This is a genomic window from Pediococcus sp. EKM201D (assembly GCF_011800215.1).
GTDB classification, from domain to species: Bacteria; Bacillota; Bacilli; order Lactobacillales; family Lactobacillaceae; genus Pediococcus; species Pediococcus pentosaceus.
The window spans coordinates 52,563-76,996 of sequence record NZ_JAALFK010000002.1; the positions used below are offsets into that span (position 1 = coordinate 52,563).

The window sequence follows — 24,434 nt, forward strand, 5'->3', positions numbered from 1 at the left end:
CCCGTTTAAAATTCGTTATAGATAAATGTTCCGCCAGTCATTCCGCTGTAATCGTACAAGTACAACAAGACGACTAAAACTGCAAAGTAAAAAACAGTTCGCGTAATAAATTTTACTGAATCATGTTGCCATAAATCTTTAAAAAAATTCAGCATCACAATCCCCCCTGCTAATTTTCACTAATTTGATAGTGAATTTATAAAAATCTAATTGCGTTACGTAAAAGTATGCCATTTTTTTCGTTCTTTGTAAAACTCCTGTAATATAACGGGCTAAAAAAATTCATATTTATCACATAAAGTTCATATAGTTTTTAAGAAGTGTTCCCATCAATACAGCATTTTCGACACTTATTTTAAAAAAGTTTAAAAAAAGCTAAAAATTAGAAATACCGCTGTCTCCAGCGGTACTAAATAATTTCTAGCTTTTATGTGTTATTTAAGTTTGTATGCAATCGTTGCTACCAGGATTGCTTTAAGTATATCTCCTGGGATTAAAAGGCTATTGAGTGCTACAGCTCTGATTAGTGGAATGTGCATATTAACAGCAAAGCCCATGCTACCAAACAAATCGATAATTAAGACAGCTACAATCGCAATTTTTGCAAATAGCAAGAACCATTCATGGCGATGCTTCTTCGACCACCAAGCTAATAAAACGGCCCCAATCCAATATCCTAGGAGATATCCTCCAGTCGGTCCGATAAAAACGGCCATCCCACCTCGAAGTCCAGTCAAAATGGGTAGTCCTATTAACGCCAACAATAAAAATACTCCCGTTGTTAAAAATGCTTCAAACGGCGATAACAATAACCCAATTAATAGAATCCCAATGTTTTGAACTGTCAACGGTACTGGAATTATACCAATCGGAATCGCTGGAATTAATCCCAAAACAATGACTATAGCTAATAGCAATGCCATACGTGTTAATCTTTGAGCTTCGATGTGCATTAAATTTCACCCCACTAAACTAATGAGGTTATATTATACCATTTTAATTTGAAGCTCTTCTGATAATCGGAATTAATCTAAAATATACCAATCCAATTGCAATTCCAACGATAATCCCTTTTAACAAATTAAAAGGTACCACACCATAAAGAACCATATTTAAGGTCGAAACATTAATTTGGAAACTTGCTAACTTCATATATAAGGGCAATAGAATGAATAAATTTATCACACTCATAAATACCGTCATCAAAACCGAACCGATTAAGACCCCCTTAATCAAGGCCCCCACTTCTTTTTTATGCGTGCTACCTTGAACCGCTTTAATTGCGTAGTAAATCGGTAAGATATATGACAAAGCTGCCAACCAGTTAGCAAATGCACCCAATGCACCTGCTGGATTACTATCTCGAAGGATTATATCCATCAGTCCGGCTAAACCAGCTGTCACCATCCCCCAGACTGGCCCAAATAATACCGTCCCAATTAAAACTGGGACATCCGCGAAATCAATCTTTAGGAACGAAAATCCGGGTAAAATTGGAAAATCAATGAAAATCAAAACAAACGAGATAGCTGCTAGCATAGCGACTACAACCATTTTATTAACTTTAGAAACACTCATCATACTGCCTCCTTGGATTTAGGAGCACCTTCTTGGTTTATTTACACAAAAAACACCAATGCAACTGGGGCATTGGTGTTTAGACTGTTTTATTATTACGTTAGTCTGCGCAAATAAATTCAATCTTCCTTTATCTAGACTTTAACTATCGGTTTCGGAATTTCACCGAATCAGCCATCACGAATGACAGCTCATGGACTTTACCACCGGTCGGGAATCGCACCCTGCCCCTTGAAGATGAACCGTTATTTTTTTGTAAGTATTTCATTAATAAATATATAGTACAAATAGCTTATTCGTCAATCATTTGTACTTTCTTTTTTAACTTGAAAAAAACTTTCCCCATCTTCTAGCACTTCGATAAACAAACGTTGATCTTTTGGTAAACCCTTAATTTCACCTAAGTCAAATTCATAGCCATTAGGAATCTCACGACCACCACTAAAACGTTCTTTAAGAAAGTGACGTAACGCTTTCATAATGCGTCCGTTACTTTGCGCTTTTTCAGCTGCTTTGGCTAAAGTAAAACCATCTTCAATATAGCTAGCAATATTACCAGCTTGAATCATCGTAAAATAGGTATATTTTCGTTGACCTGTTTTTGAAATTTTAGACTCAATATAACCTTTTTTCTCCCAATAACGTAATTGTCTAGTTGATACATCGACAGCATTGGCCACATCACCGATACTAAGTAACATAGCTTCGCTATCAATTATTTTCTTTACCACTGCTAGGCGACCCGCGGGGTTTTCCATGTTTGCTCCTCCTCATTAATGCTGTATATCTTGTTGCATCTTTTAAACTAATTATAACTTCTCTAACATCTTTGTCAAACAAGTTGACAAAGATGTTATGATAACTTATAGTATTAAAGAAAAGTTTTTGAAAAGAGGTTGTAAGCTTATGCCACAAGCAATTGACGCACATGGTAAACCCTATAAGAGATCCTTATTGATCCTTGTGCTATTAATAGGTACTTTTTGTAGCGTTTTGAACCAAACAATTTTAACCACCGCATTTCCTACATTAATGGATGCTTTTGATATCAGTACTTCTACTGTTCAATGGTTGACAACTGGATTTTTGATGGTTAACGGTATCATGATTCCCATTAGTGCCTGGTTAACAAGTCGTGTTCCTTCTAAACGACTTTATTTATCTGCTATGGCTGTTTTCCTAATTGGAACCATTCTATGTTACACAGCTCCTACGTTCCAAGTTTTACTTGCCGGACGTTTAATCCAGGCTCTCGGAGTTGGTGTTACCATGCCACTCCTCCAAACTCTAATGTTGACAATTTTCCCAGCTAACCAACGTGGTTCAGCCATGGGTCTTGCCGGATTAGTTATTGGGGTAGCTCCAGCAATTGGTCCTACTCTTTCTGGATGGATTATTGATAACTATCACTGGAGAACCCTATTCGGAATGATTATTCCAATCGTATTTATCGTTCTAATCGCTGGTCTATTATTTATGAAAGACGTTTTGGAAACCGACAAGAAGAAGCTAGATTGGATTTCAGCTGCTTTATCTACAATTGGATTTGGTAGTTTACTCTTTGGTTTCTCCGAAGTTGGAGACAAAGGCTGGGGTGACGCAGTAGTTATTACTACATTAATCGTTGGTGTTATCTTTGTTATTTTATTTGGTATCCGCCAATTGAGATTAGAAAAACCATTCCTTGATTTACGTGTACTAAAGATTCCAGAATTTTCAATTTCTGCTACTTTAAGTTCAGTTTCAATGATTGCCATGGTGGGGGCTGAAATGGTACTTCCACTTTATATTCAAACCGTGCGTGGCGAATCAGCTTTCCATTCAGGTTTAACACTATTGCCGGGTGCTTTAATGATGGGATTCCTAAGCCCTATTACTGGTCGCCTATTTGATAAAATTGGTGCCCGTCGTCTAGCAATCACTGGAATGTTCCTCTTAACTGCCGGAACGCTTCCATTTGCTTTCATTACTAAGACTACACCAATGATTTATATCATTGTCTTGTATGCTGTTCGAATGGCCGGAATTGCGATGGCAATGATGCCTGTAACAACTGCTGGTATGAACTCTCTTCCATTTGAAAAGATGGGTCATGGTACTGCGGTTAATAACACTCTTCGTCAAGTAGCCAGTTCTGTTGGAACAGCCATCTTGGTTAGTGTCTTGACCAACGTTACCAAGAACCAAATGCCTGGTAAGCATCTTCTCTCAGCCCAACCACTCGCTTACAAAGATCAAGCATTTGACGCAACCGTTGCTGGTTACCATGCGACATTCTGGATTGCTATTGGCTTTAGTGCCCTTGGTTTAATCATCGCATTCTTTGTAAGTCGTAAAGCAGGCAGCACTGCCAAAGTACAACCTCAAGCAGGAGGTAATAAATAATGATTATCTTTCTTTTAATTATCGCAGTCATCGCAACGTTCCTTTCGATGACACTTATCTCTAAAACAGCTGTCCGTGTTATTTGTTCTGCTATTTCTGCAATCGTCGTAATCGCTTCGGTTGCTTTGATGGTAATGAATGATCGTGAACATTTTGGGATGCATAAAATTACTGAAACAACTACCCAAGAAATCTACTCAGTCTCACCTTCTAAACAAATGAGCATGTTACTCTATAAGAGTATCGGTACCGCTGATAAAGATCGAGTTTATATCTACAATAAGACTACTTCTCAAAAGAAACCTAGTCATACTGAAACTGATAAAACTACTAACAAGGTTAAAACAACTAAAAAGAGTACGGCTCGTTTAGTTAAATCTACAACCCGTTGGACTTATAAGAACAACACTTACAAGTTCTGGTTTGGAATTGCCGGTAATAACCGTGAAGTTTCAAAACGTGTTAATACTTTCTACGTTCCTAATAATTGGATTACCTTATCAACAGAACAAGCCGCTAAGCTTCAAAAGAACGTTAAAAAGAATCAAGCTCAAATGAAAGCTGATGCTGAAAAGTATGTTAAAGCTAAGGTCACAGCTACTGTGAAGTCAACAATGGCTGCAGCACTTAAGAAGAATCCTACAATGAGTGCTAGTGATCAAAAGAAACTAATGGCTGATACAACGGCTAAAGCTTCTAAACAATATGCTGCTCAATATCAAGCTCAAATGATGCAGAAGATGATTGAAGAAGCTAAGAAATAATTACAACTAATAAAAACACGCTGAACTTTTGAAGTTCAACGTGTTTTTTGTTATTCAATTATTTTTAACAAAGCTTGACGAAACTTTTTAAACTGTTCATCGGTTGTTCTGAATAAATCTAATCGACTTAAATGGCTGTCTTGCATCCATTTTTTTGGATCTTCTTCGTGCAATAATTCTACCACTAACTCTTGCGTTTTTTCATAATTTATTTGTTCCGCTTTCTTTAATAAAGAAAAGTCTTCAATTCCTCGATATAATTGTTTTAACCTTAGTGAAGGTAGTAAATGTCCCGATGTACTTGGATATACTAAACATAAATCGCCAGTCGGCAAATTATTGGTATTGTACCTTATGTCTGTTATCGCATTTTCAGGCCAACAATTATAGGCCCACCGTAACAATCCATCTGTCCTAGTCCAATAAGCTAAAATTGGTAAAAGTCGTGTTTCTAGTAAATCACTACTCAAGAAAGTATTTGGTTTATCTGGATAATTACAAACATAAAATTGATTGCTATTTAATTCTGGATGCTGACATGTACAATTAAAAGATGTAACTAAATAATCTATATCCGAAGATAACGCTTCTAATGCTTTTTCTTTATCAAAAGTAACTTTAAGCTTTGCGTCAGGAATAATCTTCTTCAATTCTTTAATTGACTTTTTAAAAACATCTAGAGCATTAACTTTTGGTTCATCTGCGACAATATATGTCTTGGTCCATACTCCAATTTCTTTTAGATGCGTGACAACTTGTTTAAAATATTGTTCTAACTGTTCTTTTGTATTTAGATAAGCAAATTCTTGACATTCATCATCTAAATATCGAAGAATGATTGGCTCAGGATAGTCTAGTCCTTTAACATCAGGGAAAAATGGTGCTTGCCATACCCCTAACCATCCAAATAAATCAATTTCTTGATTGATTCCGGCCGACATCATAATATCTAAGTATTGATCTAGTTGCGTAAAATCACATTCGATATTTCCTTTTTTATTTTTATGAATCTGAATCATCGAGTATTCAAATAAATTAGCTGGGTAATCTTTAACTATATAACTAAACCACCCTTTCCAAGGAATCTCAGAACCAATCACCGTAACAGCCTTTTGTCCTAAATTTGATAAACTCTGTGCCATTTCTTTAATTAGTTGTCTATGCTTCTGACCCCAAGGTTCTACGCCGAAAGTTCGAGCTAAATTAGAAGGTTGCTGCCAGATATTCAGATTAAAATCCTTGGTGATTTTCTGAGGTAAAGTATAATCTAAAACCCTAACTATTAATTCTTTTTCCAAAATACATTTTTCAGAACCAATTAATGGAGCAAACATCAATCTTATTTTAACTTTATATTTGTCTGGTTTCTGTTCCTGATCAATAGGAATTTCAACATAGATTGGTGCCATTCGATCCCCAGTGTAAGTTTTTTCCTTCTCCTCTAAAATTTTATCCGCATAATAAACACCTTGTTCATCCTGATAATAGTCTACGAGGTGAGCTGATACTTTTAAATCACTTTCAATGTCCACTCGATACGTATTAACATTTAGATTATTCGGTAATACAAATTGCTGGTTTAATACAATTTGATTGGTCTTCCCGTCATGAAATAATAATTGGAAAGCTCCTGTACTATTGCGAGGTATCTTCAAACAATCCAAATTTTCAGGTTTACTATTACTCATTTTGGTAGATGCGCGATAGTTTTCAGTTGTAATATAGCCTTCCATATCCATTCTCCTTGCTTATTTCTAAACTAATTTTCTATTTTTCAGCATTAGCTTGTTCTATTTCATATTCATGATTATCAGCAACTTTAAAGAATGGAACCCAAATGAAGAAACTGATTACCATACAAATCAACATAATAATAGTCAGATTAATTCCACCTTCTAATGGCAATTTAGCAAACACTGGTGTTGTCCAAGGCATCAAACTAATTGTTGGATTTAATGAAACTGGTAAAATTGTTGTAACTAATCCCCAACTTAAAAATCCTGTAATTATTGGCGTAATACATTGTGGAATGAAAAACATTGGATTTAACATAATTGGAACCCCAAACATAATTGGCTCAGTAATATTAAATAAGGATGGAATAAAGGAAAGTTTACCTAATTCTCTAAATTTAGCTGATTTACCTCTAATCATAGTAAAAACAATCGCTCCCATAAAACCACTTGCAGCAATACCAGCATACACAACACTAGGAACTAAATATGGTAATGGTTTTCCGTGTTGATAAGCAGTAATATTGCTAACAATCATTGTCATAGTAATAACACTTACTGGCCCTTGTAAAACCGCATTATGAATACCAAAGAACCAAAGCACAGATAATAACTCCATAATTATAATAATTGAGATTGGACTTGTTGCTAAAGAATCCAACGGTGCTGCAACCACGTCTACAAAAAATTTAAAAATTGATCCTGATGCTGTTAATCCAAATAATACGCGCAAACCAAAAATTAATACAAAAATAATTGTGACTACAAATACTGGTGCTAGCGATTCAGTAACCATTGCTGGAACGCTATCTGGTAGTTTAACAATCAATTTTTTGCTTGATAAGAAAGCATATAAACGTGTGATTATTAATGCTACTATCATCCCAATAAAAATACCTTGTCCACCAAGATAATCAAGCTTTAAAGCGCCAATTGTTTGAGTAACAGCTTTACCATGTTGTATTACCGTTGTACTAATGGTTTGAGGCATTAACATAAAGAAGCTTGCCAACGAAATCAATGCTGCGTTACGCTCATTAACTTCTAATTGCTTAGCATAGGCGTAAGCTAAGCTATATACTACATAAACAGAAAATACTCCAGTAGCTCCATTGGTGATGGCTTGAACATGGTCATAAATACCAACCTTAGTTAGCATTTGCGTCCAACCAGGGAATGGAAAATTACCAATAATTGTAATAAATGCAATTCCTAATGTAATTGGTGTAGTTCGGATAAAACCTTCCATCAATGCAGCCAATACTTTATTACCTTGTAATTTTTCTGATAAAGGTAATAATTTGGCGTTCAATATATCTTGAAATTTACTCATAACAAACTCCTCACTTTATTAAAATTAATATTTTCGCTTTTCATGTAAGCGCTTTATACAATTCTAATTATGTAGCCTTACTCAATTTACAACTATAAAAATAATAAGGTTTATATCACATAAATTAACCCATATTATATAATTAAGACAAAATCTTCCTAAATTCAATTAACGTATAATTAGTTTAGCTATAATAATTGGAAAGGATACACTTCACTATGCAATTAACAGCTATGATAAAAGTAATGGATCTCTTATATCAAGAGTACTTAATCCCAATGGTAATTTTTGATGAAGAGGATACCCCACTCTATCCAAAAATGAATATTTCCACATCACTATTCAATAATCAAACAGACTCTAAAGTAACTTTGTTTAAGAAATCTGATTATTTATTTGCTACTTTCAATATCAAAAATATAAATGGTCCAACTTATCATTTTTTACTTGGTCCCTGTGGAATTACAGGTACAACTGCGACTACTTATAAAATGCGTAAGGAGATTTTCTATTCCAATATTCACTATGCCAAAGAGACTGTGGGCAATTTTATTTCTTTCTTGGAATTAATTTATCCGATCATGACCGGCGATATTCTATTACAATCAGATATAACATGGCATGATGCTTCTGTACCTAACGATCCAATTTCCGATACAACATCATTTGTTCAGAATCTGTATGAACGACGTGTTAAAGGTACTACATTAGATGCCTATCAAATGGAACTTCATTACATTGAATGTATTAAAAAGAAGCAACCCGAAAAAATCAAATATCTGTTAAAAAAATTAGCTGAGAACCGTGAAGAAAACTTATCTACTAACGAAATAGAAAGTCTAAAATTAAAGTTTGCCGCATTAACAGCTATACTTACTAGAATCAGTATTGAACAAGGCGTGCCTATTAACCAAGCCTTTAGTCTTTCAGATACTTTGATACAAGGGCTTGCTTCCGTTCATTCATTCGAAGCTTGGATAGAACATGTACAAATTGCCACAAATAGTTTCATCGGAATTCAAGAGGAAGCTACCAAAATTAGCCAATCACCTTTAATTAAAAAAATCATTAATCATATTGATGACCATTTATATGAAAAAGTCACATTAGACACCCTAGCTTCTGTTACTAACAAGAATAAAGCCTATCTTTCTACACAATTCAAAAAAGAAACTGGTTTAACAATTCATCAATATATACAAACTAAAAAAATTGAGGAAGCTAAGCATCTCTTATTGTTTACAGAACAACAACTTTTTGAAATTAGTGCACTATTATCCTTTGCCAGTCAAAGTCATTTTATTAAAGTATTTAAACAAATCACTGGAACTACTCCTAAAGAATATAGAAGTAAGCATTTCAATACGATTTAATTTTTATTCATTGTTCAAGAAAAGCGCTTCGTAATTTTTTACGAAGCGCTTTTCTATTTCAGATGCAAACATCTCTAACTGAATATCATTTTATTTAAAAATTAAATTTAAGTAATCACTGATAGCTTTATCGTAGCCATTACCGTCTATTGTTTGTGCTTCACCATGTCCCGCTTTCGGAACAAAAAATTTATAGTTATTATTCGTATCTCCCAATGTGGCTAAATACTGTCCATTGTCTTTAAAAGGTACAACCAAATCAGATTCTCCATGAATAAATAACTTTGGCATAATAGCATTAGTAATTCCTTGTGCCGGTAAATTTCCATCGATATCGACATTAGCTTTAGGTTTAATATAGTAGTTGTTAATTGTTTCCATCATTTTTTGTAAATTCATTGGAGTTACCGAAAAGTCCTCAGCAAAATCAGTTCCTGTCAAATCTTTAAGTTCATTTTTACCGATTGCAGCCATAGTATAAACATAACCTAATTCATTTCTTATATTAGCAAATCCACAATTTTCAATAATTCCTTTAATATTAGATGAATAATTTTTAGCCAGTACTGACATCATCGTCGATGCTCCCATTGAACCACCATAAAGAACTATTTTTTGATCGGGTTTATCTTTCAAGTAATGATTAATCCATGCCTGTACATCATCAGATTCGTATTGCCCAAAGGTTACATAATCACCACCGCTTAAGCTAGTAGCTCGATTATCAACACATAAAATATTGTAACCTTTATCGTAAAAAGTTCTTATTTCCGGAGTATCATTTCCGGCTTCATAACCTCCACGAAATCCACCATGCATTACTACTGTTTTATCTGCGTTTTTAGTTATATCTGGATTATGCGGTGTATAATATGCATAAGAGTCAATATTTGATCCATCCTCATTATTTTTAATAGATATTGATTCAGGACTTCCCGTTCCTGGTAGAAAAGCTCCAGTACCATTAATATTTACAGTCTTTTTAAATTTAGCATATACTGAGGGATTATTTTTAATCGCTTCAATGATTTTACTATCTTTAACAAAACCAAAATCAAAGAAAACATATGAACCCCAAAGCATTTTTACTTGAGCAGCATTTGCCTCTCCATATTTTTCAAAATCAGCTTTTTCTTTTAATGCAATTGTACTAAATAAGCTTTTTATGCTAACTGGATTTTGTTGTTTTACAAAATTCTCTATCTCATTGGCATATTTCGTCGGATTAAAATCTTCGGTTTGTTTCACATTTTTAACAGTATGTTGCAATTCTTGAGCCTCCACACTATCATTAATTGATTGCACTTCTCCACCTAATACTAAAGCTACAGCCATACTTATTGCAAAAATAGTATATTTCTTCTTCATAATATTTTCCCCTTTTTACCCAAAATATTAAACCCCCAATAAATTTATTAGTATAAAAGTGTTTTTCCATAAAACAAATTTTTTTAAAGCACAATTGTGTTAATGTATTCTTCTCCAAGTTGGTATCTTCGAACAGCTCCTATTAAATTTGCATCACTTCTAAATTCACTAGCTGTAAGCGTTGGACGCGGAATCGGTATTGATAAAGAATTATAAAAACGTTCGATTCCCACTCTAAATTGATTCATAAATATTTCATTCTGGCTTACACCACCTCCAATAATAAAACTGGCTGGATCAACAATTAGCTGTAAGTTATATATCAATCTTGCAAACGTTGTAGTATATTGATCAAATAATTTTAATACCTCCGGATCTTCTTCACTAATTAACTCCATTACCTGGACTCCGTCCAAGTCGTTGTTCCTCTTTAGGTTCTGGATTTCTTGTACAAAGTAAGAGAAGCTCAATTCGCGACCTTTTAAAGTAGCTGTTTTTGTATCATTACTATCTAGTAGGGCTGAAAATTCACCGGCTATCCGATGACTTCCCAATATAACTTTGCCCTTCTTGGCAATTGCACCCCCGATTCCAGTGCCAACCGTAAGCATGACCCCATCTTGGCTTTCCTTTAACTTCCCTCGCCACAACTCAGCTAATAGCGCACATCTAGCGTCATTTTCGATTGTCACTGGAACATTTAATTTTCCTTCTAGCAACTTTACCAAATTAATTTGATTATTGTATTGTAAACTTCCTCCTTGAATTATTAAGCCAGTTTTCGCGTCAATAGTCCCTGGTACACTAAGTGCTACACCTACATACTTTTCCCAAAATTGATTACATATCTTAAATAATACATTCGTAAAATCCTCAAAATTAGTTCTTGGAGTTAGAACTTTGTCTGTACTTTCTAAATGCTGAAATTCTAAATCGTAGAGGCCATATTTGATAAAAGTCCCACCAACATCAATACTTAAGAGCTTTACCATTACAACTCGCCCCCATTGCTTTCAATCACTTTTTGATACCAATAGAAAGAATCTTTTTTATAGCGTGACAACGTCCCTTTGCCTGTGTTATCCAAATCAACATATACCATACCGTACCTTTTTTTCATTTCTCCAGTACTTGCTGAAATCAAATCAAGCCCCATGGTGTATATCCAATAATGTCTACTCCGTCTTCATTAATCGCTTCAGCTAAAGCATTAACGTGTTTCCTTAGGTAATCAATACGGTAATCATCATGAATTATGTGACCAGATAAAACTTCATCTTCGTGTCCGTAACCGTTTTCAACAACAAATAAAGGTATTTCGTAACGTTGCCCTAACCAACGAAGGATTAATCTAAATCCATCGGGATCAGATTGCCATCCCCATTCGTTAGCTTTTAAATACGGATTTTTTAATCCCATGGAGAAGTTTCCTCCAATAGAACTATCTGCGTTCTTATCGATCTCACTTGATACCACCGAACTTGAATAATAAGATAAACCAATATAATCGACAACACCTGTCTGTATATCTAACAACTCTTCATCCGTTATATCTAATTCTAAGTGATTTTTTTGTACCATTCGTTTTACAAAACTAGGATAGTGTCCTCGAACATGAACATCCGTAAAGGCTAGCGTTCCACGTGTTATATAATCATCAGCAGCCAAAGCATCTTTAGGATTAGTAGTCTTAGGGTATCCCACAGTTGTTAACACCATACATCCAATCTGATTATTAGAATTAATTTCATGTCCCATTTGTACAGCACGTGCGCTAGCTACAAATAAATTATGCATTGTCTGACATTTCACTTGTAAATATTTAGGATCGTCATTTGAAATTTTAACTCCTGAAATAGCAGGTACGAACCATGTACTATTGATCTCATTGAAAGTCATCCAATATTTAACTTTCCCAGAATATCTTTTAAAGAGCACTCGACAATAATTCAAATAAAAATCAATCAACTTCTTATTTTTCCAACCACCATACTTTTCAACTAAGTATAGTGGCATTTCATAGTGTGATATTGTTATGACTGGTTTAATATTATTTGCTAACAGAGTGTCTATTAATTCATCATAAAAGGCTAATCCTTTTTCATTTGGAGATGCTTCATCACCTTTTGGGAAAATACGTGTCCATGCGATTGATGTTCGAAAACATTTCAACCCCATTTCCTTCAACAATTTTATGTCGTCTTTGTATTTGTGATAGAAATCGATCCCTCTATGGTTAGGATAATACTCTTGAGGATCAATTTCTGGAGTAGCCCTACGCCTTTTCGAACTATTCCCGACTGTCATGATATCCATGATACTCATTCCCTTCCCATCGATATCATATGCTCCCTCGCACTGGTTGGCAGCCATTGCTCCTCCCCATAAAAAACCATCTGAAAATTTTTTGTCCTTCATATTTTATACCCCTTCATTCAACTTTTTAGTAATCGTTTTCTAAATCGATTTAATTATAAGAAGATTGAAATAAAATCAATATCAAAAAAATTAGGTTTATATTAAAAATAAATTTTAATTTTACAAAAAAATAGTCGAAAAGATTTTAAAATCTTCTCAACTATTTTTTAAATTAAAATATTTCAGTTACACAGACAAAAATTATAAATTTCTTTCAATTTCTTCAACAATTCGCTTTGACGCATTTCCAGCATTAAGTCCACAAAAACGCTTATAAAACATCTCAAATTGTTGATTATTACTTATATCATTTTCCTTTAATTCGTTCTCAATTTCATCGTATAAATCAACCGAATTATATGCAATTTTACCAGGTAAGTCTTTTTGGTAATCCAAATAAAATCCCCGCAACTCGTCCTTATAAATTTCATAATCATACGGATAAAATAAAATCGGACGCTTAAGATATGCATAATCGAAAAAGACGCTCGAATAATCCGTTATTAGTAAATCCGATACTAAGTATAATTCAGAAATATCTGCATAACTAGATACATCGTATGCAAAATCTTCAAACCCTGAAATATCCATTGAATTCGCTATCAAATAATGCATTCTAAGTAAAAGCACTGCATTGCTTCCAAATCGTTCTTGGAATTCTTTTAAACTAAAAGGTAATTCAAATGAATATTTACCCTTTTGAAAAAATTGATTATCTCGATACGTTGGAGCATACATAATAACCTTTTTATCTAAAGGAATTCCTAATTTTTGTTTTAACAATTTAATTTCTTCTTTTGTGGGATTAGCCAATTTATCATTCCGTGGGTAACCAATTTCTACAATTTTATTCTGATAACCAAAAGCTTGTCGAAAAATATTAGTTGAGTATGTATTTGGACTAATTAACACATCCCAACGATTGGCTTCCCTAACAAAATTTTGATGATAACGTTCCGTGTTCGTCCCAGGCATCACAACATTTTTAATATCTAATCCGAGTTTTTTCAAAGGTGTCCCGTGCCATGTTTGGATTAATTTTATGTGATCGGGTTTCCGCACCCACTGCGGTAAACGAGCATTTTCAACCCAAACTTGGGCTTTTTCGATTGTTCGAACCCATTTGAAAGAGCCACGTATTACATAATCATATCCGTTCTTCTCTGCCTGGGTTGCTAATCCCTTGTTTACAACCCAAATCAAACGATATTCAGGATGAGTTTTTTTCAACTCTTTATAAATAGCTAACGGAGAATCACTGATTTGACGTCCACCAAAGCTTTCAAAGATGACCGTAGTATGTGTATACGGCCTGTAATTTAAATTAAACATCTGAGCTAAAATTTTGCGCTTTATCTTTTTTAATAATTCGATTAAATTCATAAAGTTTATCTTCCTAACCACATTATTTGATGTTAGTGTAATATATTTCTATAACCTCGTTTACAATTAACCATACTTTCAACATAGTTATTTTTCACCTAGAAATTCATTTGATAGTTGATCAACTTTCATTTTTAGATCATTTCTACCAATTCTTTTTTGATTACTAAATACAACAACTGCTTCTTTACCATCTTGGCTGATGCGCACATGATCCTCAAATCCATAGCCATAACCATTAGCAAATCGGTAAAATGGCTTATTTGATGTGTACAACCCTGCTTGGTACTTAGCCTTACCTGGCAAATAAAGTTTTGTAGCATTATTCTTGCCTAAAATTTTCCCATTCAATAAATTAGATAACACTTTATAATAATCAGGAGCTGACATATAAACCTGCCCAGTTCCCAACTCTGAATGAATCGTCGCGCCATTAGGTTTTTGTTCAACTTTTTCACTATCATTTTTTACCATATATCCAGAAGCACAGTTGATTCTCTCGTTATTTTCATAAGCGAATTTTGTCTGCTTAAGACCTAACTTCTTAATATATGTTTGATTAAATAATTGCTTATAGCTTTCCCCAGTAATTTCTTCAAGGATTTCTGATAAAATCACAAAATTAACTGGTTGATAACTCCATTTTTTATTTTTCCTAGCAATAGGATCATACTTAACATTATCAACCACATCATCTAAAAGTTCAGCGCTAGATAAGTCATCACCTGAAAAACTCATTTTTTTCAAGGTTAATCCCGAACTCATATCTAGTAAATCACGAATTGTTATATCTTTAGCACCAGGCAATTCGGGGATAAATTTATTAACCTTATCCGTTAACTTCATGGTACCCTTATTAACTTGCATCATTACTAAGCCAGCTGTTAAAACTTTTTGCAGTGAATCTATTTCGTAACTAGTAGATAACGTATTTTTACTATTAATATTTGCCCAATCAGAGGTATAGCTATCTACTATTTTATTATTTTTGATTAAAATTGCTGTACCACTGAATCTTACTCGCTTAAATTTTTTCTTTAGTACCCCTTTATATTTACTTTTTTTCACTACCGGAATTCCCACTCTAGTATTAGAACTTATAGTTGGTTTAATCGTTTGCGTAGTCCGATTTTTAAAGATCACAGCGCCTACACTGCAAATTAGAATAAAGAAAAAAATAATTATATATTTTTTAAAATTAAGAAACTTCATGCCGCTTCCTTCTTCCAAATGTATAAGATACTAGAGAAATCCCCCAGCACATATACATAGCACTTAAACTTACTTTACTTACAATTTTAGATTTATATTCTAATTTCACTACATTTTTACCCTTTTTATCTGATACTATTGTCGGAACACTCATTCTATCCAACTTCATTTCATTTTTAGATATTTTTTTTCCATTTAAAGTTAAAATTGAATTCTTATAAAGAGTAATTGGTATTTTCTTTTTACTTCCAACTTTTGAAGCGTGCCAACTAATTACCAATATATTTCCACGCACTTTTTTGCTTGCTTGGTTCTTAGTACTAATAAAATCTTCATTGTATTGTGCATAAGAATGCTCGGCCTTACTTTTTAAATTAGGCATCGGCATGTAATCTGGGGTAGGCTTTTCCACTATTTCTAATCCCCTTTTCAAATTATTGCTTCTGAATGCTTTTTTTATTTCACTGTCATTATTACTTTTAAAAATAACATTTGTTTTATTTGCTACCGGGCTCCCAGAACTACATCTAACACTTAAATTTTGAATGTTGCCATATGTTTGTATTACTCCAAGTAGGGCTATTACTAAAGTAAAAGTAGTAAGTATTTCAGTACTGATCCTAGTTTTTATTTCTAGAATACTTAAATTTAACCCTAGTACCAATAAAATAAATGCCATAGTTTCAAAACGAGCTGGAAATTGAAGGAATGTTTTAATTACAGGGTAATTATTATCCACAAACTCCCATGGAAACAAATTTGATGCTAGTACTAACAAAATTGTACCTAAAATTGTTGTTACCTTATTTATTACCGTAAACTCTGTCCAATGTACTACAAGTAAAGATATTTGGACCAAAAATAGTGCACTTACTGCCAACCCTAGATGCCAAAAATCTGGTTTATCTAGAGATAAATTAACCGCCGATTTAGCCAAATTAGATGGGTAAGGACCGTACAAACTATTTCCCGTATAGACTTCTATAAGTGCCCACCATACGTTAAAAGTTAGTATTAAACTTAATAATGCAGCTTTTACACATTTAAAAAACAGATCTAATTTATTATCATTTTTTACAATACTTACAACAAAAAACGATAACAAAACACCTATCGCAATAGCTGCACTTAATAAATGTACTTGAATAACTAACGAAACACATAAGGCGAGTTGTAAAACCCGGAGATTCTCCTCATCGTTCTTTAACATCTTTATACCCATTAAAACAATTAATGGCATTAAGGCGTTCCCTATGGACATAAAATTTTGATCTATTGTCCATTTTCCAACCCAAAAGCTTCCCATAAATAAAACCGACGTAATATTAGCTACTCTTCGTGAAGACCCTACCTTCACCGCTAAAACATTCATAGTATAGCCACTTAAAAAAAATACAAAAAAAGATGTTAAGACTTGAAACTTTAGCCAACTATGCACTATATATAGTAGTGCTCCCATCCCATATGCTAACAAAGGACCGTACAGAGCATTTATTATCCTGCCACTTTGCTGAAAGCCAAAATTTGTCTGAAAATAGCTAAAGTTTCCTGTCCTAAACTGCATATATGTATCATAAAACCTATTAAAATGAAAAATCGAATCGGCACCTAAAATAATACTTTTGTTCATTATTTGAGGTAAAACCAATATAAAACTGATAAAAAAAATGAATAAAATATTTTTTATACCGATTCTGTCCGCTTTTGCATTACTTAATTCCACTCTAACCACTCCTCCTTAATAAAAACCATGAATTAGATATACATCTATATCTCAAATCATGGTTTTTACTTTTAATTACCTAACTTTATGTTGTACTGGATGCATTAACGTTGTTGGATGTTCCAGCGAATTAGTAACTGAGTGGCCAGAAATGTTTACCAACGCAAAGAATGCAAGTCCTAATATTGCTATTCCAGTAACAATCCTGGTTGTCAAAGACATCTTGTCTGGAGTTATTTGATGATACATTCTTTCCTGTACATCCTTTTCTGCTTGATTTTTATCGATGCCCTTCTTGACTTCATCTTCAATTAGAGACTTACGATACTCATCAATGTTAAATTTAATTTGCTCTTTTTTCTTATCTTGTTGGTATTTTTTACGTTCTTTGGCTGTCTTCTTTTTGAAGTCACTTGAGAATTTACGGTAGTGTTCAATTACTTCCTCTGTCTCGCCAATTTCTCGTAGTTCTCCAAAATGCATCCATGCAACTCTATCACAAATCATTTTTACTTGATTAAGGGAATGACTAACAAACAAAATAGTCTTTCCTTGTTCCTTGAATTCCATAATCTTGTCCACACACTTTTGATAGAAAGTATCATCACCAACAGACAATGCCTCATCAATAATCATGATATCAGGGTTAATGTGTACCGCAATTGCAAATCCCAAACGGGAACGCATCCCACTAGAATAGTCCTTAACCGGTTGATCAATAAAAGTACCGATATCGGCAAAATCGATGATGGAATCTCTAACTTCATCAATCTCTTTGATTGTCAAACCTTGCATCAGACCCTTTAGACGGATGTTTTCGGCACCAGTTAAGTTTCTCTTTAAACCAGCGCCAATCGCAATAATTGAAGTATCACCTTTAACATCGACCATTCCTGTGGTTTGAGGAATGATTCCGGAAATAATATTTGAAATGGTTGATTTTCCTGAACCATTCACTCCAATTATTCCAAAAGTTTCCCCTTTTTTAATTGTTAGACTAACACCTTTTAAAGACCAGAAATGTGGAACATCTACTTTCCCAATATTAAAAAAGTTCTTTAGTTTATCACTTTTTGATTTAAAAAGGTCATACTCTTTTGTTACATTTTCTAATTTAATTTTATAAGTATTATCCATTTCAGACTCCTCGGCTTAAATCAAATCCACAAAATTAGCACGGAATTTATTATGTAGATAACTACCAAATATCATCACAATAAAAATAAACAACCAGAACGAAATCGTTAAGTTGAGATTTGGTTGTTGCCATACCCAGCCCTTAGAAAGCAACGACTCCCGGATTCCGTTAATAACGTAATAAAAAGGATTCAATTCTAAAAGACGTACTAATACAGGTGGAAAATTTGAAGTAACGAAGTTAAACAATACTCCACTCATATAAAACAGCATTCTTAACACTGATTGTAGGGCAATTTGCCAATCACGCACTAGTACACTCACTGTTGAATTAAAAATTCCCAACGCATACATAAGTGCAATCATACAAATAAAATAATATATGAATTGGACCCATGAAATGGTTGGCCAAATTCGATTAACAAACATCAAAAACACACCAAAAGCCATCATCGTCCAGAAACTATATAAATTTCCCATAATTTTAATAGATGGCAAAACGTTAATTGGAAATTTCATTTTAGAAACTAGCCCAACTTGTTGATAAATACTTTTAGAAGCATCTAAAGTTGTCTTATTCATATACAACCAAGGAGCAATTCCCATCACCATCCATGGCAAATATGGTACTCCTGGCATTGGATCTCCACGCTTCAAAGCCACCCCGAAGACGAGATAGTAAATTCCAATTTGAATCAGCGGATTCAAAAATTCCCAAGCTAAACCTAGATAATGACTTTGATAATTAGCACGGTCATCATACTTAGCCATCCGTCGAATTATCTTAAAATTAGTGAATTGGTCACTAATTATTTTGAACATTGTATTCATCGTTTGTATTGCTCCTTTAATAAATATAACTAATTTAAAACTTTACTATAATTTCAAAAGTAATTAAACAGTATTACTAAACTTTTAAAAATCTTATTTTCTAAAATTATGTAAAAACCAATAACGTATATTATAATACATTATTAGACACATAAATATTAAACAACTTAGGTAAAGGTGAACATTTTGAAAAACGTAGAAAAAGCAAACCGGCAAGATAACTTAATAAGTGTAATTGTCGCTTGCTATAATGTATCTGAATATTTAAGAGAATGCCTAGATTCTCTAGCAGAACAGACATTTCAAAAAATCGAAGTAATAATGATTGATGATTGCTCTGACGATACTACTCCTTCAATTATCGATGAGTATGCTCAAAATCATCCTAATTTTATTGCTGTTCATAATCCTGAAAACGCAGGTCCTAGTGCCTCTAGAAACAAGGGCATTGATTTAGCTTCTGGAAATTGGATTGCCTTTGTAGATGGAGACGATATCGTCCCATCCAATGCATATTCTACGATGATGCTTTCAGCTATGAATTCAGGCTCCGAAATTGTGACAGGTTTTGTGCGCCGGTTTGATAAGAGTCGTGATAAGCCTTCCTATCTTCACAAAAAAGCAATTATTGATGATTACAAACACACAAGTCTAAAAGAACATCCAGAACTTTTATATGACACTACAAGTTGGAACAAGTTGTATAAATTAGAAGTTCTCAAGAGAGAAAATATTAAATTTCCCATTAATCAAATTTATGAAGATGTTTCCTTCACTTCAAAGGCATTTTTAGCGAGTTCCGGTATAGATATCCTCACCAATGTTGTATATAGATGGAGATGGCGTGATGGTGGTAATTCATCTTTTACTCAAGTAAAAAATGAATTACCTAGATACCTCGACCGCTTAAAAAGTTTATATCAAGTAAAAAACATCTTAGAACAATATTCGCTTTGGCACGGTTCTAGTAAGCGCCAATTGTTATTTAAACTATTAGACGTAGATATTCCATTATTCATGGACGATATTGCCGATGCAGATGATACTTTTATTTATGCGTTTCAAGAGGCCACTATCAAATTTTTTAGAGAGTGGGATTTGTTAGATACACCACTCATCAAACTGTTGTCTGCTAAAAAGCAGTATCAATACTTTGCATTAAAAACCGGTAATTTTAACCTTTTAAAACAATTATCTTTTGGCCATCCATTGAATGGTAAAGTGGCAAATCTTGATAGAAAGAATCGAAACATTCCTATTTTTCATACACCTGCATCATTAAAGGTTCGGATAACAAAGGTAAAATATTTGAACGAACAGCTTAATTTTGCTGGAAGTTTACAAATAGGAAAAAAATCTCCTCATCATTTTCCTTTTAAGCAAGAAATCGTCAATGTATATCTGGAAAATATTGCTACAGGTAAAAAAGTTAAAATCAATACATTTACGCGTCCTTTTACCATTTTTAATTTCCATTTAAAACGCATGACGCCTCCTGCAAGTAAATTTAGTTTTTCAGTGAACCCAGTTAAATACGTTGAAAAGCTTGGGCTTGGAACTTACAAAATTAAGATTGATTATAAAAAAAGTAAAAGCTCTAAGTTACTTTCAGTCTATTTAGGACAGCCTAAAAAGGGGTCTGGATCAGTTTCAACTTTTACTGACCCAACAGGTGATATTTCGTTTATCTACGGACATAATACCAATTGGGAAACCACTATTAAGGCAGTTCCGACTTCCGATTTAGCAATTGGAAGTACTAAACTTCCAACAACAGTAACAGATGTTAAATTAGCCAGTTCTGGTAGTCTAATTATCAGCGGATCTTCCTCAGAATTAAATTTAACTGCTAAAATTCAAGATACTCTATTACCTTGTTCTTTTGATAATAACGGTAATTTCAAGTTAGAAATTGAATCAACTTTTTTAAAAAATTACTTTAATCAGAGTTGTAAAGTTAATTTTATAAACACTCAGACTGGACTAACGATTTTACCTAGTTTTAAAATTACTGAACAATTACTAAACAACTCTACTTTAAGTGTTGCACTTTCAATTAATCCAGCTAAGGGATTATGGATTAGACCTGATGTTTCGATAGCTCCAGCTAATAATGTACAATTTACTAAGAATTCTAATGCTGTTTCCCTTCAATTTGAGGTAATCCCCTCAATATCTACTGAAAAATTGAACGCTACGGGAAAAATCGAACTACTATCATCTGACCTAATCAATCGCTATCTAAATGGTGGTACAGCTACTGTTTTAGGCAATAAAATCGTTGGCACAATTCCCTTGGGAAACCCAACACAATTAAACGTTCTTTCTGGAAAATATCATATTTATCTAAATCTTTTAGATTCTAAAAATATTTCTTACAGATTTAAATTAGCTAATATTAATCCTGTACAAATAACTGTTCAAAATCATTCGATTAATAAAAGAACTAATTCTACCGTTCTTTTAGACAAATTCGGTTTTTTGAAGCTTAATATTAATCAGACCAAAAGTTGGATTGATCGGACAAAAATTCGTAGAGGGTTAACTTATTCCGTTCTGTATCCTTTAATGCGATTGTTACCCTTAAAAAAAGACACTGTTTTATTTGAAAGTCTTTGGGGTCAATCATATAACGACAGTCCAAGAGCTATGTATAAATATTTATCCAAACAACGTCCTAATATGAAATTCGTTTGGATCCTAAAAAATGAACAAACTCCAGTTGAGGGACCAGCAATTCGAGTTCGTCAGATGTCCTTTAAATACTGGTATTATATGGCCAGAGCTAAGTATCTTGTTCAAAATACTAACTTTCCAAATCAGTATTCTAAGCGAGCTGGCCAAATTGAGGTTGAAACTCTGCATGGAACATTTATGAAGGTAATGGGCTTTGACGAACCTCATTTTAAAAATGCATCGAATCGTGTTCAGAAAAATTTCGCTAAGCGAATCGGTCGTTGGGATTTAATGTCCGTGCCTTCTGACTTCATGCTGAAACATGGATCTGCCGCATTCGATTATCCTGAAAAGAAAATACTGAAAACGGGCTTTCCTCGCACAGATGAGTTGATTACCAATAATAATACTGACTATTTAGCCTCTATTAAAAAGAAACTAAATTTACCGGACAACAAAAAAGTTATTTTGTATGCTCCTACGTATAGGACAACAAAAGATGCTTTTAATTTTGAGTTGGATTTAGATATGATGCAAAAAGAACTCAGTGATGAATACGTCCTGCTTGTACGTCTTCATTACTTTGTATCTCATTCACAAAATTTCTTGAATAATTCTGGATTTGTTTATGATGTCAGTGACTATAACAATATTAATGATTTATATCTGATTAGTGATGTTTTGATTACTGACTATTCAAGTGTAATGTTTGATTTCGGTTACTTAAGAAAACCAATGATTTTCTTCGCATATGATAAAGATTGGTACTTGGATCCTTCTAACCGTGGTATTTATATGGATTATGATGCTACGGTTCCCGGACCGGTTGCACTAACTACCGCTGATGTAGTTAATTCGCTCAAACACATTGATGATGTAAAAGTAAAATATTCTGATAAACTTCAACAATTTTATGATAAATTTTGTGAATATGGGCGCGATGGAGATGCAGCTCAACGTTTAAGTGAAGCTATGCTTAGCTTAAAACCTGAAAACCAATCATCAGTAGAAACTAATCTAATACGCTCAAAAATCCAACGTTTGTTAAAACTAAATAACATACAACACAAATTATTAAATATTCTGGGACAACTTCTACCAAAGGCAAATATTGCAATGTTTGAAAGCTTCTTTGGACGTCAATATTCTGACAATCCAAAAGCTATTTATGAATACATGAAACAAAATTATCCAGAAATTAAACTTTATTGGAATGTCAATAAAGACTACGAGGAATACTTTAAAAAGCATAACATCCCCTATGTAATAAGGTTTAGCCTAAGAAGTATTTGGATTCAAGCACGCGCTAAATATTGGTTTACTAATGTTCGTCGTCCTTTTAGATGGTTTAAACCTAAAGATACAGTAGTAGTTCAAACCTGGCATGGGACACCCTTAAAAACAATTGGAACTGACGTTCAGCAGGTCACTATGCCTGGAGTAACTCGGATGAAATACCATAAACAAGTAATACGGGATTCAGCGCGTTGGGATTACCTATTAACGCCAAACCCATATTCATACGAAATCATGCAACGCGCCTTTAGAAAGCAATATCCACAGCTACTCCCAACTGGATATCCTCGTAATGATCGTTTAAGTAATGCAACTAAAGATGATATCAATCTATTAAAAGATGGCTTAAATATTGCTCATAATCAAAAGGTTGTCCTCTATGCACCAACTTGGCGTGACAATGACTTTGTACGAGCAGATCACTATCGCGCTGAATTGCACCTTGATTTAGATAAATTAATTGCAGATCTACCTGAAAACACCTTAATTTTAGTTAGAACGCATTATCTAATTGCTAATAACCTTGATTTAACCAAATATGGTAATCGAGTTATTAATGTTAGTGATTATGAAGATATTACCGACCTATATTTAATAAGTGATGTTTTGATTACCGATTATTCCAGTGTATTTTTTGATTATTCGATTCTTAGACGTCCTATGATCTTCTTTGCATACGATTTAAAAGCATATGCTGAAGATATTCGTGGTTTTTATATGGATTACAATTCAACGGTTCCTGGTCCAGTCGTTGAAACTAATGAAGAGTTAATTCCATTGGTTCAACAGGCTTTAACCGAGCCTACTAAATTCATTGACAACGATCAGTATCGAGCTTTCTTAGAAAAATTTGCTTCATGGGAAGATGGCCATTCAACAGAACGATTACTAGAAACGGTTCTCGAAAATAAACCTCCTTATGAACTTCAGCAATTAACTAATAGTGATAGTCTAGTTGTTGGCGATCAAATACAAATTAAAGATACCACGATTCTATGGTCAGGAATTCCTGGAGTGAAAGGAACTAAATTTATTAAGAATATTGATCTCTCTGAACGAGAAGAACCAGTATTCATAAAACAAATAGCCACTCTTACACCTAGAGATTTCCGTTCTTCAAACTTGTATACAGGCGGAGTTTGGATTAATGGTATTATTGATCATGAAAGTTTTTGGTTTAACGCCAAAAACGTATTAGCTAGTTAGTGCAACTAAGTTATAAAA

Annotated in this window: 17 protein-coding genes, 1 pseudogene and 1 riboswitch; of the genes and pseudogenes, 4 read left to right on the forward strand and 14 right to left on the reverse strand. The window is 33.6% G+C overall.

The annotated features are described in order from the left end of the window. Positions 1–5 precede the first annotated feature (5 nt). The 4 genes from HFC68_RS03140 to HFC68_RS03155 form a co-directional block, all read right to left on the reverse strand. On the reverse strand, positions 6–155 hold the full coding sequence (locus tag HFC68_RS03140) for a teichoic acid D-Ala incorporation-associated protein DltX (RefSeq protein WP_011673743.1): 150 nt from the start codon (positions 153–155) through the stop codon (positions 6–8). Positions 156–434: 279 nt separating this feature from the next. Further along, entirely contained in the window at positions 435–953 is a 519-nt protein-coding gene (locus HFC68_RS03145; RefSeq protein WP_011673744.1) for a biotin transporter BioY, read from the reverse strand. 43 nt (positions 954–996) lie between these two features. After that, on the reverse strand, positions 997–1,578 hold the full coding sequence (locus tag HFC68_RS03150; protein WP_002832977.1) for an ECF transporter S component: 582 nt from the start codon (positions 1,576–1,578) through the stop codon (positions 997–999). A gap of 118 nt (positions 1,579–1,696) precedes the next feature. Beyond that, a riboswitch (FMN riboswitch) is annotated at positions 1,697–1,821 on the reverse strand. A gap of 56 nt (positions 1,822–1,877) precedes the next feature. Beyond that, entirely contained in the window at positions 1,878–2,336 is a 459-nt protein-coding gene (locus HFC68_RS03155; RefSeq protein WP_011673745.1) for a MerR family transcriptional regulator, read from the reverse strand. Positions 2,337–2,484: 148 nt separating this feature from the next. Here HFC68_RS03155 and HFC68_RS03160 point away from each other — a divergent pair, with 148 nt between their 5' ends. Then, positions 2,485–3,963: an MDR family MFS transporter gene (locus HFC68_RS03160; protein WP_167399682.1), complete on the forward strand. Its 1,479-nt coding sequence runs from the start codon at positions 2,485–2,487 to the stop codon at positions 3,961–3,963. Beyond that, positions 3,963–4,727, forward strand: coding sequence for a DUF4811 domain-containing protein (locus tag HFC68_RS03165; RefSeq protein ID WP_011673747.1), 765 nt, complete (start codon positions 3,963–3,965; stop codon positions 4,725–4,727). The genes HFC68_RS03160 and HFC68_RS03165 overlap by 1 nt, the downstream gene beginning before the upstream one ends. Positions 4,728–4,777: 50 nt before the next feature. On the opposite strand, the gene HFC68_RS03170 is transcribed toward HFC68_RS03165, so the two are convergent. Then, entirely contained in the window at positions 4,778–6,460 is a 1,683-nt protein-coding gene (locus HFC68_RS03170) for a DUF4091 domain-containing protein (RefSeq protein WP_011673748.1), read from the reverse strand. A 34-nt stretch (positions 6,461–6,494) separates the two neighbouring features. Further along, positions 6,495–7,793: a PTS sugar transporter subunit IIC gene (locus HFC68_RS03175; protein WP_011673749.1), complete on the reverse strand. Its 1,299-nt coding sequence runs from the start codon at positions 7,791–7,793 to the stop codon at positions 6,495–6,497. A gap of 218 nt (positions 7,794–8,011) precedes the next feature. On the opposite strand from HFC68_RS03175, the gene HFC68_RS03180 reads away from it, so the two are divergent. Next, complete coding sequence (locus HFC68_RS03180; protein WP_060744086.1) at positions 8,012–9,166, forward strand: AraC family transcriptional regulator; 1,155 nt, start codon at positions 8,012–8,014, stop codon at positions 9,164–9,166. 90 nt (positions 9,167–9,256) lie between these two features. Here the strand turns inward: HFC68_RS03180 and HFC68_RS03185 are convergent, their stop codons facing one another. The 8 genes and pseudogenes from HFC68_RS03185 to HFC68_RS03220 all read right to left on the reverse strand — a co-directional run bounded on the left by HFC68_RS03185 (position 9,257) and on the right by HFC68_RS03220 (position 19,238). Further along, positions 9,257–10,534, reverse strand: a complete 1,278-nt coding sequence (locus tag HFC68_RS03185; RefSeq protein WP_011673751.1) for an alpha/beta hydrolase — start codon at positions 10,532–10,534, stop codon at positions 9,257–9,259. An 83-nt stretch (positions 10,535–10,617) separates the two neighbouring features. Beyond that, the gene (locus HFC68_RS03190; RefSeq protein ID WP_011673752.1) at positions 10,618–11,526 is read right to left on the reverse strand and encodes an ROK family protein; all 909 of its coding nucleotides are present in this window, start codon (positions 11,524–11,526) and stop codon (positions 10,618–10,620) included. Continuing rightward, positions 11,526–12,952, reverse strand: a pseudogene (locus HFC68_RS03195) (family 1 glycosylhydrolase). The gene HFC68_RS03190 and the pseudogene HFC68_RS03195 overlap by 1 nt, the downstream one beginning before the upstream one ends. A gap of 201 nt (positions 12,953–13,153) precedes the next feature. Next, positions 13,154–14,335 carry a CDP-glycerol glycerophosphotransferase family protein gene (locus HFC68_RS03200; RefSeq protein ID WP_011673754.1) on the reverse strand — a complete coding sequence of 394 codons (1,182 nt, stop codon included), beginning with the start codon at positions 14,333–14,335 and terminating at the stop codon, positions 13,154–13,156. An 87-nt stretch (positions 14,336–14,422) separates the two neighbouring features. Then, on the reverse strand, positions 14,423–15,547 hold the full coding sequence (locus tag HFC68_RS03205; RefSeq protein ID WP_011673755.1) for a serine hydrolase: 1,125 nt from the start codon (positions 15,545–15,547) through the stop codon (positions 14,423–14,425). Continuing rightward, positions 15,534–17,270, reverse strand: coding sequence for a hypothetical protein (locus HFC68_RS03210; protein WP_011673756.1), 1,737 nt, complete (start codon positions 17,268–17,270; stop codon positions 15,534–15,536). The genes HFC68_RS03205 and HFC68_RS03210 overlap by 14 nt, the downstream gene beginning before the upstream one ends. Positions 17,271–17,345: 75 nt before the next feature. Beyond that, positions 17,346–18,407: an ABC transporter ATP-binding protein gene (locus HFC68_RS03215; protein ID WP_002832970.1), complete on the reverse strand. Its 1,062-nt coding sequence runs from the start codon at positions 18,405–18,407 to the stop codon at positions 17,346–17,348. A 15-nt stretch (positions 18,408–18,422) separates the two neighbouring features. Then, positions 18,423–19,238 (reverse strand): ABC transporter permease, encoded by an 816-nt coding sequence (locus HFC68_RS03220; RefSeq protein ID WP_011673757.1) that lies wholly within the window; start codon positions 19,236–19,238, stop codon positions 18,423–18,425. A 177-nt stretch (positions 19,239–19,415) separates the two neighbouring features. Here HFC68_RS03220 and HFC68_RS03225 point away from each other — a divergent pair, with 177 nt between their 5' ends. Then, a complete protein-coding gene (locus HFC68_RS03225) occupies positions 19,416–24,416 on the forward strand; it encodes a CDP-glycerol glycerophosphotransferase family protein (protein ID WP_372237475.1) in 5,001 nt (1,666 codons plus the stop codon). The last annotated feature ends 18 nt before the right edge of the window (positions 24,417–24,434 follow it).